Below are 16,139 nucleotides of genomic sequence, written 5' to 3'. Positions count from 1 at the left end.
TATGCACTACCATAACGCCGGATGCGCCGCGTTTAACTTTGCTGAACCAAATGATTCACTAGCACCACTTTTTGCCGATAGGCCGGGATCGGCTTGTCCTGGGCGCACCAAATTAAATACCCTGTCTAAGTCAGCGAGTAAATCATTTACATCTTCAATTCCCACCGAAATACGAATAAGCGTGTCGCCTACTCCGGCTTCTGCACGCGCGGTTGCGTCCATGCCGGCGTGGGTCATAGTCGCAGGGTGACAAATCAAACTTTCTACTCCACCTAATGATTCCGCTAAGCTAAATTCATTTAAGCGCGTTAAAAACGCTGCAGCATCGTTTATATCGCCTTTTATATCAAAGCTAACCATAGCACCAAAGCCAAGCTGCTGCGCCTTAGCTAGCGCATGTTGAGGGTGTGATTCAAGACCTGGGTAGTAAACTTGGGCAACAAACTGGGAGCGTTCTAAATACTGTGCAATGGCGAGTGCATTTTCTTGGTGTTGCCTTAAACGCACGTTTAAAGTACGTAAGCCTCTGAGCGTTAAATAGCTATCAAATGGCGCGCCGGTGATGCCAATGTTATTTGCCCACCACGCTAACTCTTCACCTAACTCAGCAGTCGCTGCGATAACCGCGCCACCAACAACGTCTGAATGGCCATTGATATATTTTGTGGTTGAGTGCACCACAATATCAGCGCCAAACTTAATCGGGTTTTGTAATGCTGGCGATAAAAATGTGTTGTCGGCGGCAACCAGTGCACCACACTGTTTAGCTGTATCAGTTACCGCTTTAATATCTGTTAAGCGTAAAATAGGATTGCTAGGTGTTTCAATCCAAATCAGCTTAGGTTTAATAGCAAGGATGCGTGTCAAACTGTCGCTTTTGGTAAAATCGACCACTTCTAGTTTTAATAAGCCGCGCTTTTCTAGCGAAGTAAATAAGCGATAGCTGCCCCCATAACAGTCATGAGGGATCACTAACGTATCGTCACTATTAAGTAATTGTGTTGTTAGGTGAACGGCTGCCATGCCTGTTGCGGTAATAATGCCTTTAGCGCCACCTTCAAGCTCCGTGAGCGCCTCAGCCAAAATGTCACGATTAGGGTTACCACTGCGGCCATAATCATATTGACGCTTTGTATCAAAGTCAGCAAATGAGTAAGTTGTTGATAAATAAAGCGGTGGAACAACCGCACCATGCTGTTTGTCGGCTTCTATTCCACTACGAACAGCAATTGTTGCCTTATTTTTTTCACTCATTTTCGCTACCTTTACTAATTTGGATGTTTAGACGTCTAAAAGGTAGCGCATGCAATTTAAGATGTCAAAACATTTAAATGTCTAGATAGCTAAATAACTAGTATTTGACTATCTTTTTTAAACCGATAGAATTTCACGCATATTTACACGCTTTGATGCTGTGTGAGCAATTTATAATCTGAGGCAACGATACATCTTATGGCTAAATGGAATGGTGAATATATTCACCCATACGCAGAACACGGGAAAAAATCCGAACAAGTAAAGAAGATCACCGTTTCGATCCCGCTAAATGTATTAAAAGTATTAACTGATGAACGTACTCGTCGTCAAATAAACAACTTACGTCATGCAACAAATAGCGAGCTTTTATGCGAAGCGTTTTTGCATGCGTTTACCGGGCAACCGCTGCCTAATGATGATGATTTGCGTAAAGATAACGCAGAAAAAGTACCTGAAGAAGTGAAGAAAATAATGCAAGAAATGGGACTAGAAGTGCCTATTTTAAATGAAGACTAGAAGGGTCTTTATACAAAAAAACCTCAGCAAATGCTGAGGTTTTTTTTTGCGCTAATTTACACTTAACAATTACGCCATGTAGTTTTCTGGCATATCAATTTGTGCAACGCCAGAGTCTACCGCCGCCTGCGCAACCGCTTTAGCTATACGTGGTAACAAACGTGGATCCATTGGTTTTGGTATAATATATTTAGCACCAAACTCTAATTTGTCGATGCCTGCGGCAGTAAGCACTTCAGCCGGTACGGGCTCTTTAGCAATACTGCGGATTGCTTCTACAGCAGCAATTTTCATCTCGTCGTTTATTTCACTGGCACGTACATCTAACGCACCACGGAAAATAAACGGAAAACACAATACGTTATTAACTTGATTCGGATAATCAGAGCGACCTGTAGCCATAATTAAATCGTTACGTGCAGCGTGTGCTAATTGCGGATCGATTTCAGGATCGGGGTTTGAACAAGCAAATACCACGGGTCTATCAGCCATTAATTTTAAATCTTCAGGGGCTAATAAATTAGGGCCCGATACACCCACAAACACATCGGCATCTTCAATTACATCTTGTAAAGTACGTTTATCGGTATTGTTTGCAAATAATTGCTTATATTCATTCAAGTCATCACGACGCGTATGAATAACTCCTTTGCGATCTAACATATAAATATGTTCACGCAACGCGCCACACTTAATTAAAAGCTCCATACAGGCAACAGCTGCAGCGCCGGCACCTAAACATACAATAATTGCATCTTCAATTGCTTTGCCCTGTACTTCCAGCGCGTTTAGCATACCCGCAGCCGTTACAATAGCCGTACCATGCTGATCATCATGAAAAACAGGAATGCTACAACGCTCTATAAGCGCTTTTTCTATTTCAAAACACTCGGGCGCTTTAATATCTTCTAAATTAATTCCACCAAAGGTGTCGGCAATATTAGCCACCGTGTTAATAAAGTCTTCGGTAGTACGGTGCTTAACTTCAATATCTATAGAGTCTAACCCTGCAAAACGCTTAAATAGTAGCGCTTTACCTTCCATAACGGGTTTTGAAGCCAGTGGACCTAAATTACCTAAGCCTAAAATTGCGGTGCCGTTAGTAATAACCGCAACCATATTTCCTTTACCAGTATATTTGTAGGCATTTGCTGGATCAGCGGCAATTTCACGAACAGGTTCTGCGACACCGGGGCTGTATGCGAGCGCGAGGTCTTTAACCGTCTCAGCGGGCTTGGTCAGCTCAATACTGATTTTACCTGGAACGGGATGGGCATGGTAATGTAGTGCTTGTTCACGAAAATCTGACATAACGCGATTATATCCTGCAATTTAAGTTAAAGTGAGAGGTAGTTTTAATCTACGATACCTTTATTATTTTTAAATTCCAAGCAATATCAGGTCTATCCTGTTATATGCTAGAACTGTTAATTTTAAGTGATTTATCAGCAACTTCCCTAGATTATCCTGACATTTTTAAAATATAAATTCGTCATAAAAATGAAAAATACAGGTACTTTTTGCCCTTGTTCTATTTTTATAAAGCGTATTTTTTAGTCTTAAATTAAAATAGTGAAATACCGAATTTTATTTAACTTTAAACACAAATAACCTCACGTTACCTGCATTTGAGTACCATCTTTAAAGTTTAACAAATAAAAATATAGAGAATATTGGCTGTTTTGTCTGCAAATGTTTATGCATACTCAGAATAAGAACAGGAAATAGTTATGCAAAAAAAATAAATACAAAATTGCTAAGAAAGCAGGTAGGAAAGTAAATTTTGGCCACAAAAAAAGCACCCTAAGGTGCTTTTTTTACATAGAAACAAAAAATTATTTTTTGCTGCTAAGTGCACCGAAGCGCTTGTTGAAGCGATCAACACGGCCGCCAGTGTCTAAAATCTTTTGCTTACCAGTGTAAAACGGGTGACACGCAGAACATACGTCTAAGTGAATGTCTTTACACAGAGTAGAACGAGTTTCGAATTTGTTTCCGCATGAACAAGTTGCAGAAATTACTTCGTACTTAGGGTGAATACCTTCTTTCATAGGAACCTCTAGTTAAGGCCGCATCGCTCTCCAAACCCGAAGTCTGGCACCATACGTCGTTAAAACAAATTTATTGGTCGCGAATTTTATCCAACAACCCGCACGCACACAAGCTTTAATTACCCTTTTTGCTAAAAAGTCGGCAAACACCTATTCATTACTGATTTGTCGGTAGGCTTTTAATGCTATTTTTAGTACATTAAACCATTACGTTAATTGGTTGAGTTGTTATGCGTTTTGCTGAAGTTGCAATAAAAGTCCCCTTGCCTCGCACCTTTGATTATAAAGTGGATGAGCAATTAGTACCGCTGACTCAATTACAGCCTGGTATGCGCGTGTTAGTCCCTTTTGGTAATCAACGTAAAGTAGCAGTTATTCTTAGCTTAAAAACGGAAACAGCAGTCCCCGAAGGCAAAATAAAATCTATTATTGAAGTTATTGACGACTCACCGGTGTTATCTGCGCAGCATTTAGAGCTACTGAAATTTACAGCGCGTTATTATTGCTATCCACTCGGTGAAACTATTCATATTGCATTGCCCAGTGCACTGCGCCAAGGTGAGTGCCCTGATAAAACCAGTATAAACATGGTGACATTAAGCGAAAAGGGGGCACTTTTACCGTCTTTAAAAGCTAAAACACAGCTTAATTTGCTTAAGCAATTATCAGCGTCCGGTAAATCATCATTAACCGAACTCAAAGCCCTCGGGTTTAATAAAAAAACCATTGATACCCTTTTAGATAAAGAGCTAATAATTCAAACCATTGAGCACGACAATCAATGGCAACATACCTCGCCAACGGTTGGCAGCAAGCCTCGTTTGAATAAAGAGCAAGCCATTGCCTGCACTGCAATTAATCAAAGTACGGGGTTTAATAGCTTTTTGCTAGAAGGTGTCACTGGCAGCGGAAAAACCGAAGTTTACCTGCAATGCCTAGAAGAAGTATTAAAACGTGGCGAACAGGCGTTAGTGCTCGTTCCTGAAATCGGGCTAACGCCTCAAACGGTCAATCGTTTTAGACGTCGCTTTCCTGACACTCCTATTATGTTATGGCACTCGGCATTAACCGATAACGAACGTCTACAAACATGGCGTTTTTGCGAAAAAGGCAGTTGTGCCATTGTTATAGGCACCCGTTCGAGTATTTTTCTGCCATTTTTAAAGCTTGGGATGATTGTGGTTGATGAGGAGCATGATGCCTCATTTAAACAACAAGACACTTTACGCTACCATGCCCGTGATTTAGCTGCGTATCGTGCCTATCAGCATCAAATTCCACTTATTTTGGGTAGCGCTACGCCAGCACTAGAAACACTGCATAAAGCTATTAATAACAAATACCAGTTGCTTACATTAAGTGAGCGCGCACAAACCGCCACCGATAATCAGTTTAAGCTGCTCGACATGAAAGGTCAGCCTGATCGAGCCGGTATTGCACATGCCAGTCTTGCAATAATGCGCCAGCACCTGAATAGGGGAAAGCAGGTGATGGTATTTTTAAATCGCCGTGGGTTTTCTCCTACCTTGATTTGTCATGAATGTGGTTGGTTGAGTGAATGTAACCGCTGCAGCACCAGTGCGACTTTTCATAAGGCAATAGGCCAAATGATTTGCCACCATTGTGGCGATCAATATCATGTACCACATCAATGCCCTGACTGTGGTAGTACGCAAATCTTTCCTAACGGCAAAGGCACCGAGCAAATAGAAGAGTTTTTGAGTAGTGAATTTGCAGACACCCCGATCAGCCGTATCGACCGTGATTCAACTCGGCGTAAAGGTAGCCTTGAAAAAGCACTGGATGAAATAAACCAAGGCGGCGCACGTATTTTAGTTGGTACGCAAATGCTGGCAAAAGGTCACCATTTTGCTGATGTTAGCTTAGTACTTATTTTAGATGTCGATAGTGGTTTGTATTCGTGTGACTTTAGGGCTACTGAGCATTTAGCACAATTAGTAACACAAGTTGCAGGACGCGCGGGACGTTCTGGCGAACCCGGTGAAGTATTATTACAAACGCACTTTCCTGAGCACCCGCTATTACAAGACTTAGTTAATAATGGCTATCAAGATTTTGCCCGCTTTGCACTCACTGAGCGAAGTGATGCACAGTTGCCACCTATTACGAGTATGGCAATTGTTCGCGCACAAGGGCATAACATAAAGCAAGTCGTCGACTTTCTCACGGATTTGGTTCCTGTCAATGGGGTATCTGGTATACAATTGCTCGGACCGATCCCCGCGCCTTTAGAAAAAATTGCGGGAATGTATCGTTTTCAATTACATATTCAAGCGCAAGATCGACGCATACTACATCAGTATCTCGCGCAAATGGTTGATTATCTCAGCACTAGCAAACTTGCACAAAAAGTTCGCTGGAGTTTAGACGTAGACCCTACAGACATGATTTAGGTAAGGCCACATATAACACCATGGCACAGCACGATTATATTAATAAAAAACCAAAAAATAGAAAAAACACTAAACAAGAGCCGGCTAAAAAACCCTTCCCGTTTTTGTTAATCATTATTGCCTTGTTACTAGTCGGTGGTTTTGCATACGGACTCTGGTTTGTTAAAAACAATGCCGATCCAGAGCTTGTTGAAAAGCAAGCAAATCCAACACCCGAAAAACAAGTAGAAATAGCTAAACCGCGGCCACCTAAATTTATTAAAGAAATTAAAGAGCATGAGATTCAGGTTGAAGTAAAAGAACTTGAACAAAAAGGCCCTTATGTCATGCAATGTGGTTCATTTAGAACCCATCAGCAAGCTGAAACCTTAAAAGCTAAAATAGCCTTTGCAGGATTAATTTCAGAAATCAAAAAAACCACAGGCAGCAATGGTATTTGGTACAAAGTGCGTTTAGGGCCTTATGAAACCAAGCGTCATGCAGAAAGTGACAAGAACAAACTTAAACGAATTAATATTGTCGGCTGCGGAATTTGGGGCTGGACTTGAATTTAAACCATTCACCCATATAACCTCTTCATAATCGTTTTTTACGCGCTGCCCCTTGCAGCGCGATGATGAGGAATAACATGACTACAATCGTAAGTGTACGCCGTGATGACAAAGTTGTTATTGGTGGTGACGGCCAAGTATCTCTTGGTAACACAGTAATGAAGGGCAATGCCCGAAAAGTTCGACGCCTTTATAATGGCAAAGTTATCGCTGGGTTTGCTGGCGGCACTGCTGATGCCTTTACTCTTTTCGAACGTTTTGAAAGCAAACTAGAAATGCACCAAGGTAACCTCACTAAAGCGGCTGTAGAAATGGCTAAAGATTGGCGTAGCGATCGTGCCCTGCGTAAACTTGAAGCTTTACTTGCTGTTGCTGATGAAACAGCTTCGCTAATTATCACCGGCAACGGTGACGTGGTGCAACCAGAAAACGACCTAATCGCAATTGGCAGCGGCGGTAACTTTGCGCAATCAGCTGCAACCGCCTTATTAGAAAATACCGACTTAAGTGCTCGTGAAATTGTAGAGAAAAGTCTAACAATTGCTGGCAACATCTGTGTATTTACGAATAACTTCCAAACTATCGAAGAATTGTAATAGGAACTCGCTATGTCTGATATGACCCCAAGAGAAATTGTTCATGAGCTAGACCAACATATTATTGGCCAAGCTAAAGCGAAAAAAGCGGTTGCTATTGCCCTTCGTAATCGCTGGCGCCGTATGCAGTTAAACGAAGACTTACGCGCAGAAGTAACGCCAAAAAATATCTTAATGATTGGCCCTACGGGTGTAGGTAAAACTGAGATTGCTCGTCGTTTAGCAAAGCTTGCCAATGCACCTTTTATTAAAGTTGAAGCCACTAAATTTACAGAAGTAGGTTATGTCGGTAAAGAAGTTGAAACTATCATCCGTGATTTAGTTGATGTTTCAATTAAAATGACACGAGAGCAACAAACTAAAAAGTTCAAACATCGCGCTGAAGAAGCGGCTGAAGAACGTATATTAGATGTATTACTGCCTCCAGCGAAAGATCAATACGGTGAAGTTCAGCGCGATGAAAATTCATCGACACGCCAATCGTTTCGTAAAAAGTTACGCGAAGGCCAATTAGATGACAAAGAAATTGATATTGATTTAGCCCAAGCTCAACCTAATATTGAAATTATGGCTCCTCCTGGTATGGAAGAAATGACCAACCAGTTACAGGGAATGTTTCAAAACATGGGTGGTGATAAACGCACTAAGCGTAAGCTTAAAATTAAAGAAGCGTTTAAGTTACTTACTGAAGAAGAAGCCGGTAAACTGGTTAATCCTGAAGAATTAAAAGAACAGGCCATTTTTGCAGTAGAGCAAAACGGCATTGTGTTTATTGATGAAATAGACAAAATTTGTAAACGTGGTGAAGCCTCAGGCCCAGATGTAAGTCGTGAAGGTGTACAACGTGATTTACTTCCGCTTATTGAAGGCTCTACCGTTAATACTAAGCACGGCATGGTAAAAACTGACCACATGTTGTTTATTGCCTCAGGCGCATTCCAAATGTCTAAACCATCAGACATGATCCCTGAGTTACAAGGCCGTTTACCTATTCGTGTTGAACTTGAAGCACTCACAGCCGATGACTTTAAACGTATATTAACGGAGCCACACGCGTCACTTACTGAGCAACAACGCGAGCTACTCAAAACAGAGCAAGTCGCTATTGAATTTAGCGACGACGCAATTGAGCGTATTGCTAAGGCAGCATGGCAAGTAAACGAAAAAACCGAAAATATCGGTGCGCGTCGCCTTCATACAGTTATGGAAAGGCTAATGGAAGAGATTTCATATGACGCTTCTGAAAAAGCGGGTTCAAGCCTTGTTATTGATGCCGCCTACGTTGAAAAACACTTAGGTGCGCTAGTTGAAGATGAAGACTTAAGTCGTTTTATTCTTTAATTGAAAACACAAACAGTTATACTAAAAGCCTCCAATATGGAGGCTTTTTTGTAAGCGAGATGACGATGAAACAAGTTACAAAAGTGCACTATCATAGTGTGAGTAAAAATTTAGATGTTTATTTTGATGATCACTCTGAGGTTATATTTAGCGCTGAGTTTTTACGGGTACACTCTCCCTCAGCAGAGGTTCAAGGCCATGGATCTGAGCCTATGAAGTTAGTACTAAATAAACAAGCAGTGGGCATTAAAACCATTACGCCGGTAGGGCATTACGCGTTACGTTTAGAGTTTGACGATGGCCATAACAGCGGGCTGTTCAGCTGGCAATATTTTGCTAAGTTACAAGCTGAACAAACAAGCTTATGGGATACGTATTTAGAGCGTGTTAAACAACATGAAAACAACAAAGACAGCGTACCCATAAAGTTTGTCCCCTAGTATTTAGTCTGAACTTATACTCTGTGAATGAGAAAAAAGCGGCAATTAAGCCACTTTTTTCTGTTAGTAGTTAAACCTTATATTTTGAAATCGCTTGATGAAGTACCCTTGCTTGCTCAGAGACCTCTTCACTGGTTTGCGCATTAGTCTGTGAGTGAGCCGCAGCCCCCTCTGCAATATCTCGAATACGGACCACGTTTTTATTTACCTCAGAAGCCACCTGACTTTGCTCATCAATAGCAGTAGCAATATGTGTACTCATTTCCATAATAGTTTGCACATCAATAGTAATTGATCCTAGCAGCTCACCCGCTTTTGTTGCTTGTGTAGCACTTTCGCCACCTTGAGTACGACATTGGTGCATGATACTCACAACTTCTTGAGTACGCTGTTGTAGGGTGTTAATAATGCCTTCTATTTCGCTGGTTGACTCTTGCGTACGCTGTGCAAGTGAGCGCACTTCATCTGCAACAACCGCAAAGCCACGACCTTGTTCACCCGCTCTCGCCGCTTCAATGGCAGCATTTAAAGCAAGTAAATTAGTTTGCTCTGCAATCGCACGTATCACATCAAGTACAGAACCTATGGTTTCACCATCTTTTTCTAGCTGAGACACCACGCTGGAAGCTTTACCAAGTGAATCAGATAAGGCATTAATATGCTTAATAGTTGACTCTACTTCAACCTGACCTTGCTGGGCGCTTACATTGGTCGATTCAGCTTTTTTAGCGGCGGCTTCAGTATTGTGTGAAATATCTTGAATCGTTGCCTGCATTTCTGTAGCAGCGGTTGCTACCATATCCGCTTCATGTAATTGCTCTTGCATACCAGAGCTAGTCGCTGAGGTTGTTTCAGATAGGTTCCCTGTTGCTATATTAAGCGTTGTTAGAGCCGTATTTACTTCGTAGATGAGATCTTTAAAGTCACTAATTAAACTATTAAAGTCTATGGTCATCCTCGTTACTTCATCTTTCCCTTTATGCTCTATAAACAAGCTTAAGTCATTGTTTTGTCTTATCTTATCTATTGCTTGATAAACTTTTTCAATAGGCTGGATAATTGAACGACTGGTCAAGTACACAAGTAGCATAACGATGATACTAGCAATTATAAAAATGACTATTGCTAATAATTGCGCCTGCTGCGCCGTTTCACTTACTTGCTCTTTAGTCGCATTAGTGATCAAAGTAACCACTTCATCACTTTTCTTAACACTTATTCTCATTTTCCCTAGGGCACCCGAATTTAAATCGACGCCTAATTCCACCTGCGCCTCTACCAATGCAGTAAATTTATTTTGGTAGTTGGTCATTAACGAGGCTAATTGATTACGTGTATTATTGGGTAGCTCTGCAGCATTTACTTGTTGTTTTAACTCGCTTGCTAATTTATTAAATCGATCTAAATACTTGGTATCTAAACGTAGCATAAAATCTTTTTCAGCTCGACGCAGCTGTAGCATAGTGGTGAGTAATTGGTAATTATTTTGCTCACTAAGCAATGTTTCTATTTTATGAACTGCTTCTCTCAGCTCGCCATATAAAGCGTCTTTTGGGTGCAACCCGATTTTACGCTGTAGTTTTACAACATTTTGAAAGTCGTCATAGTACTGTTGGGCTAACGTAGAAAATTGATTGACCTGAGCCGTAGCAATATTTAAATCTGCAGATAAAACAGATAGCTTTTCTAGTTTAAATTGTAGTTTTTTATATTCTTGTGCAAATAGCTCTAAACTAGACTCATCTTTGTAAAACAAAAAGTCTTTTTCGTATTTACGCATCGAAAGCTCATGCACATCTAGCTCTTCAGCGTACTGAATAGTTTCATTTAATTTAAGCATAATACGTGCTTCATAAATGATGATGCACAGCATAACAATCATGGCTAAGCCAACGATTAATGCGTTAAATTGTAAACGACGTTTAATCGTTAGATTCTGTAAAAAGTTCATTGTAAATACCTATATTAAATTTGCCAGTTCAGTATAACGTGATGCTTTCTTGTATTAACATAATTTTGTTACATGAAATAAACAATAATGCCTATCATTAAAAACCATAAAAAAGGGCTACCAGTAAAATTTAACCATTAACAAACTCCCTTTATACAAATGGACAATATAATCATCGGCCTAATCACAGTATTGTTTAATTTTTACAGTCTCGCCAATCAGAACTTAAATCTCTCGCACTTAATAAGCGCTCAGTCCATAGCTTTAAAATATTTATTTATAAAGATGACAATTTTATTAAAAAATTATGAGTCGTGTTATTGATTTAGTTCTATTTCTGGCTAAATTTACTGCAATTAAGTCGTTGTTATTGAATATAAGGAGGGTATACTAAGTCACTAACTTATGTATCTTTTGAGGATAAAATAATGGATTACAGCACTTCTGATTTATGTGACCATTTCGCTGATGTGGTTGACGTGCTTGAACCTATGTTCATCAACTTTGGTGGTCGACACAGTTTTGGTGGCCGCATTAAAACGGTAAAATGTTTTGAAAATAATGAACTGATCCGTCAATTGCTTTCTCAAGATGGTACAGATCAGATTTTACTTATTGATGGTGGAGGCTCCACTCGCAGAGCCTTAATTGATATTGAACTGGCTGAGCTGGCACTTGAAAACAATTGGCAAGGTATTATTGTATATGGTGCACTGCGCCATGTTGATGAACTTGAAGAACTGGATTTAGGAATTCAAGCCATTGGATCAATTCCGGTTGCAGCTGACAGTGAAGGCGCGGGTGAAAGCGGCATAGGCGTTAACTTTGCGGGTGTATCATTTTTCGATGATGATTTTGTTTATGCCGACAGTACAGGTATTGTACTTTCTGCTGAAGAATTAGAGCTAGAAATAATAGAACTGTAGCGTGACAGCACACCTTAAAGTATATAACGAAAGCACGCTCAAGCGCATTTGTTCTAACCGTGCAGGTGAACAAAAAGCGTGGCAGTCAATGGCATTACTTGACGCAAACGTTAATATACAACAAGCGCTTACTGATGCTGCACAGTTTGGTATGCGCTTTGTTTTACTGGGCGTTTGCGAAGACATTGGACCTAGAGCCAATTTAGGTAAAGGCGGAGCACAACATGCTTGGCCCGCTTTTTTACAACACTTTTTAAACCAACCTCACAATCACGCTATTGCCATGCAAAAAGTGTTACTCCTTGGCGAAGTAAACCTCGATGACTTAATGGAACAAGCACACCCGCTTGATAACCAAAATCCTCTCGATTTAGACCAATTACGTCAGTTGTGCGCTGAGATTGATGTGCGGGTTGAAGCAATTTTAAGCATGATTTTTAAAGCCGGTCTTGAACCCATCATTATTGGTGGCGGACATAATAACTGCTTAGGTATTATTCGCTCGCTTGCAAAATATAAAAACAGCGCAATTAACGCCATTAATTTAGACCCCCATGCCGACTTTAGAGAGTGTGAAGGCAGGCACAGTGGCAATGGGTTTCACTACGCCTATCAAGAGCAGCACCTTAACAGTTACCATGTGATTGGCTTGCATGAGCTTAAAAATAATCAACAAATTTTTAATGCGATGCAAAGTGCAAAATTTAGTTTTACCAGCTATCAAGCGATTAATGTTAGGCGAGAAATAAGTTTAACAGAGGCAACTAACAATGCACTAAACGCATTTGATAACGCACCGTTAGGAATAGAAGTTGATTTAGATAGCCTAACCAACATGCCTGCAAGCGCATTTAATTATTGCGGTTTTGATGTTAGCGATGGCGAGCATTATGTTTATTTAGCTGCAAGTAATCATCACAGTGCTTATTTACATTTATGCGAAGCAGCACCGTCGCAACATCCTCACTCTCTTGCTGCGGGTAAATTACAATGTGGTCAAGTTATTAGCGCCTTAGTAAATACCTACCTACAAACAAAGCAAAAAATCTAATCTTCCCTAGTCTTCTTGTGCCTGTAACCACTGTTTAAACCAACTCATTAACCCTAAGCTACTTAAAGGGTGTCCGAAGTAGTAGCCTTGTGAGGCATAAGCTTTCAAACTTTTCACAAATTTAAGTTGGTCCAGTGTTTCAACACCTTCAAAAATCACTTTTGTTTGTTGCTGATTATGCATTTCTACCATACCGCTTACTAAGCTGCGTATATTATTTTGATTACTAAAGTCAGCAGTTAAGGCAGGAGATACCTTAATATACTCCACCGCTAAACTTGGTAATTTAGACAGTAATACGGGGTTATCTCCCAAGCCATCAACGCATACTTTTAAACCTAAACTGTTAAGCCTTGCGATCATGGCTCTGCCTTTATCATCGAGGCTGGTAAAAACATGAAGCGGACATTCAATAATTAAATCGCCTGGCCTTAGTTGATGTTCACCAATGACTCCGTAAACAAAATCAACAAACTCTTCATTGAGCATTTCTGGGCCAAATAAATTAACACTCAAAGGCACCGACATCCCTTCCATACGAAGTGCCATGGCTAATTCGCCAGCACGCTCTATAACAAAGGTAGCCAGTGAATAACCAAGCCCTGCAATTCTAATATCATTTATAAATCGGCTTGCCGATAAGGTGCCTTGCGTGGGGTGTTGCCAACGTAATAACAATTCTAAAAACTCAATTTGGCCATCGCCGTTGCGAATAACGGGTTGAAAAAACAGCTCAAACTCATCAGCAAAGCTGATATTCGCAAGCTCTGTTAATCGCGCTTGTTGCTCTAAATGCTCAACCGTCATTTGTTGATGATAAGCCACTATTTGTTTACTTGGCTGACTATCAAGTGCCAAGTAAGCATGACTAATTAAATCATCAAAGTTCGTACTTTGTTGATCGCAATGAACATAACTGGCTCTTACCTTTACTTCAATAGTGCAATTTGCCACGTTAAAGGGCTTTAATGTAGCGCCAATAATTTGCTTGATAAGCTGTTGATGTAAATGATTATGGCTTTGTAGATCACAAATAAACGCAAAATTTAAGCCGCCTAAATGCGCTAATTTAGCGTGCGGAGCAAGGAACAACACTTCATCACTGTCTAGTAAGTCTTTTATTCGATTTGCCGACTGCGACAACAATAAGTCACCAAAATCTCGTCCAATATGTTGATTTACCTGCGCAAACCCCTCTAGCCTTAATACAATAAGTGCGGCTCTGAATGAACCTTCATCAGTAAGCTCATTATACTTTTGACGTAACTGTTGTTTATCGGGGAAGCTGGCTAAGGGTGAGTTTTCAACATACACCTCAGGCTCGGTTTGTGGCTTTAAAGGCGCAGTAGCTTTAGGCTCATTATCAGCTAAAAAACCACTGACTGAGAGCAGTAAAATAGCCATGAGCAACCACGCTAAATGCAGCGTAAAAAAGAGATACCCTATTAACAATAAAGCAAGTAATGCGCTTGCACAGGCACTGATAAGAAGCGGTTTTTTTTGCTTTTGTAACTTCGCTTGATATAAATTAAAACCAAAACCTAGCGCTAGTAAAATAGCGAGCCAAGGTATTGCACTACTGACCATAGCTAAGCCAATGAGCCCAGTACATAAAAAGCTGAGTCTCATTACGTTACTTTTAACGGTTAATAGCGTGGCAACCATTGCCATTAAAAGTGCACCACTTAAAAAAATAGCTAAATTGCTGTAGCTCAATAACGTTCCATCCATAGCTGACGTACTCACTGACATTAAATAAAACATAGGTTTAAGAGTTAATTTTATACAAACTAACTAAGTTTACCCAATATCCATAGATTTAACAGTTTATTTACCCCAAACTGATAACTTAATTGTGCAGGATGGTCAATTTGCCAATGAGCGATATCTGCGCGAGCGCCAACTTTTAATACCCCTCTATCAGTAAAACCTAAAGCACGAGCCGCATGTGCTGTTACGCCAGTTAATGCCTGCTCTGGGGTGAAATTAAATAAGGTGCAGGCCATATTCATCATTAATTGCAACGAACACAAGGGTGATGTGCCGGGATTAAAGTCACTGGCGATCGCAATGGCTACTTTGTATTTATTTAACAGCTCAATTGGTGGGTATTTCGTTTCTTTTAAAAAATAAAAAGCCCCAGGCAGTAATACCGCCACAGTGCCTGCGTTTGCCATAGCTTTAACGCCTGCTTCATCAAGGTATTCTAAATGATCAGCCGACAGGCCATTGTATTGTGCTACCAGCGCTGCACCGTGTTGATTTGATAATTGCTCGGCATGACACTTGATTGCCAAACCCTGTTTTTTAGCTGCATCAAATACGCGTTGAGTTTGTGCGTAGCTAAAGCCAATGTCTTCACAAAATACGTCAACGGCATCTACTAGGTCATTTTCAACAAGCGTGCTTAGCATTTCATTGCATACCAAATCTATGTAATCATCACTGCGGTTTTTAAACTCCAAAGGTAGCGCATGTGCCCCTAAAAAGGTGTTAACTACTTCAATGGGGTGATGTTGATTTAACAGCCTAGCCACCTCCAATATTTTTTTCTCATTGTCTATATCAAGCCCATACCCTGACTTAATTTCAACCGTCGTCACCCCTTCAGCTAACAATGCATTTAAACGCTCTTTTGCTGCTACAAATAACTGTTCGTGGTCAGCCTCTCGGGTTGCTTTAACTGTACTTGCTATTCCCCCTCCCTGCGCGGCTATTTGCTGATAGCTCACGCCCTGCAAACGCTGCTCAAACTCTTGCGCACGAGAACCGGCAAACACTAAATGTGTATGGCAATCAATTAAGCCTGGGGTTAACCATTGCCCTTTTACACTTAATATCGGAGTGGCTAACACATCAAAATTAGGTAAGTCAGCTTGCTTACCTAGCCACACTATTTTGCCATTTTTAATAGCTAATGCCGCATTTTCTATCGCCCCATAAGGCGCATCAATATTGCTATCCATGGTCGCAATGTTGGCATCTGTGAGCAATAAATCGATATCATTTAACTGTTCTGTAGATTCTGTGGCTTGCATAAGTTTC

The 16,139-nt window shown here is 40.6% G+C and carries 14 protein-coding genes; 8 read left to right on the top strand and 6 right to left on the bottom strand.

Annotation, left to right across the window (positions count from 1 at the left end; translation table 11 throughout):
- Nucleotides 1-6: 6 nt before the first annotated feature.
- Nucleotides 7-1,254 carry a cystathionine gamma-synthase gene (gene metB / locus N523_RS0104945; protein ID WP_028834486.1) on the bottom strand — a complete coding sequence of 416 codons (1,248 nt, stop codon included), beginning with the start codon at nucleotides 1,252-1,254 and terminating at the stop codon, nucleotides 7-9.
- Between the two features lie 198 nt (nucleotides 1,255-1,452).
- On the opposite strand from metB, the gene metJ reads away from it, so the two are divergent.
- On the top strand, nucleotides 1,453-1,773 hold the full coding sequence (gene metJ, locus N523_RS0104940; protein WP_008115021.1) for a met regulon transcriptional regulator MetJ: 321 nt from the start codon (nucleotides 1,453-1,455) through the stop codon (nucleotides 1,771-1,773).
- A gap of 69 nt (nucleotides 1,774-1,842) precedes the next feature.
- On the opposite strand, the gene N523_RS0104935 is transcribed toward metJ, so the two are convergent.
- On the bottom strand, nucleotides 1,843-3,084 hold the full coding sequence (locus N523_RS0104935; protein WP_016899301.1) for a malic enzyme-like NAD(P)-binding protein: 1,242 nt from the start codon (nucleotides 3,082-3,084) through the stop codon (nucleotides 1,843-1,845).
- A gap of 524 nt (nucleotides 3,085-3,608) precedes the next feature.
- On the bottom strand, nucleotides 3,609-3,824 hold the full coding sequence (gene rpmE / locus N523_RS0104930; RefSeq protein WP_008115018.1) for a 50S ribosomal protein L31: 216 nt from the start codon (nucleotides 3,822-3,824) through the stop codon (nucleotides 3,609-3,611).
- 230 nt (nucleotides 3,825-4,054) lie between these two features.
- On the opposite strand from rpmE, the gene priA reads away from it, so the two are divergent.
- The 5 genes from priA to N523_RS0104905 all read left to right on the top strand — a co-directional run bounded on the left by priA (nucleotide 4,055) and on the right by N523_RS0104905 (nucleotide 9,166).
- Entirely contained in the window at nucleotides 4,055-6,238 is a 2,184-nt protein-coding gene (gene priA / locus N523_RS0104925; RefSeq protein WP_016899302.1) for a primosomal protein N', read from the top strand.
- 20 nt (nucleotides 6,239-6,258) lie between these two features.
- Entirely contained in the window at nucleotides 6,259-6,786 is a 528-nt protein-coding gene (locus N523_RS0104920; protein ID WP_028834485.1) for an SPOR domain-containing protein, read from the top strand.
- A gap of 80 nt (nucleotides 6,787-6,866) precedes the next feature.
- Nucleotides 6,867-7,385 (top strand): ATP-dependent protease subunit HslV, encoded by a 519-nt coding sequence (gene hslV / locus N523_RS0104915; RefSeq protein WP_008115012.1) that lies wholly within the window; start codon nucleotides 6,867-6,869, stop codon nucleotides 7,383-7,385.
- A 12-nt stretch (nucleotides 7,386-7,397) separates the two neighbouring features.
- Nucleotides 7,398-8,726, top strand: coding sequence for an HslU--HslV peptidase ATPase subunit (gene hslU / locus N523_RS0104910; RefSeq protein WP_013463899.1), 1,329 nt, complete (start codon nucleotides 7,398-7,400; stop codon nucleotides 8,724-8,726).
- Nucleotides 8,727-8,791: 65 nt separating this feature from the next.
- Complete coding sequence (locus tag N523_RS0104905; protein WP_013463898.1) at nucleotides 8,792-9,166, top strand: gamma-butyrobetaine hydroxylase-like domain-containing protein; 375 nt, start codon at nucleotides 8,792-8,794, stop codon at nucleotides 9,164-9,166.
- A gap of 70 nt (nucleotides 9,167-9,236) precedes the next feature.
- Here N523_RS0104905 and N523_RS0104900 read toward each other — a convergent pair whose 3' ends face one another.
- Nucleotides 9,237-11,117, bottom strand: a complete 1,881-nt coding sequence (locus tag N523_RS0104900; RefSeq protein WP_028834484.1) for a methyl-accepting chemotaxis protein — start codon at nucleotides 11,115-11,117, stop codon at nucleotides 9,237-9,239.
- A gap of 428 nt (nucleotides 11,118-11,545) precedes the next feature.
- On the opposite strand from N523_RS0104900, the gene rraA reads away from it, so the two are divergent.
- Nucleotides 11,546-12,043, top strand: a complete 498-nt coding sequence (gene rraA / locus N523_RS0104895; RefSeq protein WP_008115004.1) for a ribonuclease E activity regulator RraA — start codon at nucleotides 11,546-11,548, stop codon at nucleotides 12,041-12,043.
- Nucleotide 12,044: 1 nt separating this feature from the next.
- The gene (locus N523_RS0104890; protein ID WP_013463896.1) at nucleotides 12,045-13,094 is read left to right on the top strand and encodes a formimidoylglutamase; all 1,050 of its coding nucleotides are present in this window, start codon (nucleotides 12,045-12,047) and stop codon (nucleotides 13,092-13,094) included.
- 6 nt (nucleotides 13,095-13,100) lie between these two features.
- On the opposite strand, the gene N523_RS0104885 is transcribed toward N523_RS0104890, so the two are convergent.
- Together N523_RS0104885 and hutI are read right to left on the bottom strand one after the other, a co-directional pair.
- The gene (locus tag N523_RS0104885; RefSeq protein WP_028834483.1) at nucleotides 13,101-14,825 is read right to left on the bottom strand and encodes a GGDEF domain-containing phosphodiesterase; all 1,725 of its coding nucleotides are present in this window, start codon (nucleotides 14,823-14,825) and stop codon (nucleotides 13,101-13,103) included.
- A gap of 59 nt (nucleotides 14,826-14,884) precedes the next feature.
- Nucleotides 14,885-16,132: an imidazolonepropionase gene (gene hutI / locus N523_RS0104880; RefSeq protein ID WP_028834482.1), complete on the bottom strand. Its 1,248-nt coding sequence runs from the start codon at nucleotides 16,130-16,132 to the stop codon at nucleotides 14,885-14,887.
- Nucleotides 16,133-16,139: the final 7 nt, after the last annotated feature.

The sequence above is a fragment of the Pseudoalteromonas sp. 23_GOM-1509m genome, assembly GCF_000518425.1.
GTDB lineage: Bacteria > Pseudomonadota > Gammaproteobacteria > Enterobacterales > Alteromonadaceae > Pseudoalteromonas > Pseudoalteromonas tetraodonis.
Note: the sequence above shows the minus strand (reverse complement) of the source record. Positions and strands in the feature narration are given on the sequence as shown.

Excerpts from the sequence above, each read along its gene's own strand:
- hslV (WP_008115012.1), top strand. The coding sequence starts at position 6,867 with ATGACTACAATCGTAAGTGTACGCCGTGATGACAAAGTTGTTATTGGT.
- priA (WP_016899302.1), top strand. The coding sequence starts at position 4,055 with ATGCGTTTTGCTGAAGTTGCAATAAAAGTCCCCTTGCCTCGCACCTTT.
- N523_RS0104905 (WP_013463898.1), top strand. The coding sequence starts at position 8,792 with ATGAAACAAGTTACAAAAGTGCACTATCATAGTGTGAGTAAAAATTTA.
- N523_RS0104920 (WP_028834485.1), top strand. The coding sequence starts at position 6,259 with ATGGCACAGCACGATTATATTAATAAAAAACCAAAAAATAGAAAAAAC.
- rraA (WP_008115004.1), top strand. The coding sequence starts at position 11,546 with ATGGATTACAGCACTTCTGATTTATGTGACCATTTCGCTGATGTGGTT.
- metJ (WP_008115021.1), top strand. The coding sequence starts at position 1,453 with ATGGCTAAATGGAATGGTGAATATATTCACCCATACGCAGAACACGGG.
- rpmE (WP_008115018.1), bottom strand. The coding sequence starts at position 3,824 with ATGAAAGAAGGTATTCACCCTAAGTACGAAGTAATTTCTGCAACTTGT.
- N523_RS0104935 (WP_016899301.1), bottom strand. The coding sequence starts at position 3,084 with ATGTCAGATTTTCGTGAACAAGCACTACATTACCATGCCCATCCCGTT.
- hslU (WP_013463899.1), top strand. The coding sequence starts at position 7,398 with ATGTCTGATATGACCCCAAGAGAAATTGTTCATGAGCTAGACCAACAT.
- N523_RS0104900 (WP_028834484.1), bottom strand. The coding sequence starts at position 11,117 with ATGAACTTTTTACAGAATCTAACGATTAAACGTCGTTTACAATTTAAC.
- N523_RS0104885 (WP_028834483.1), bottom strand. The coding sequence starts at position 14,825 with ATGGATGGAACGTTATTGAGCTACAGCAATTTAGCTATTTTTTTAAGT.
- hutI (WP_028834482.1), bottom strand. The coding sequence starts at position 16,132 with ATGCAAGCCACAGAATCTACAGAACAGTTAAATGATATCGATTTATTG.
- metB (WP_028834486.1), bottom strand. The coding sequence starts at position 1,254 with ATGAGTGAAAAAAATAAGGCAACAATTGCTGTTCGTAGTGGAATAGAA.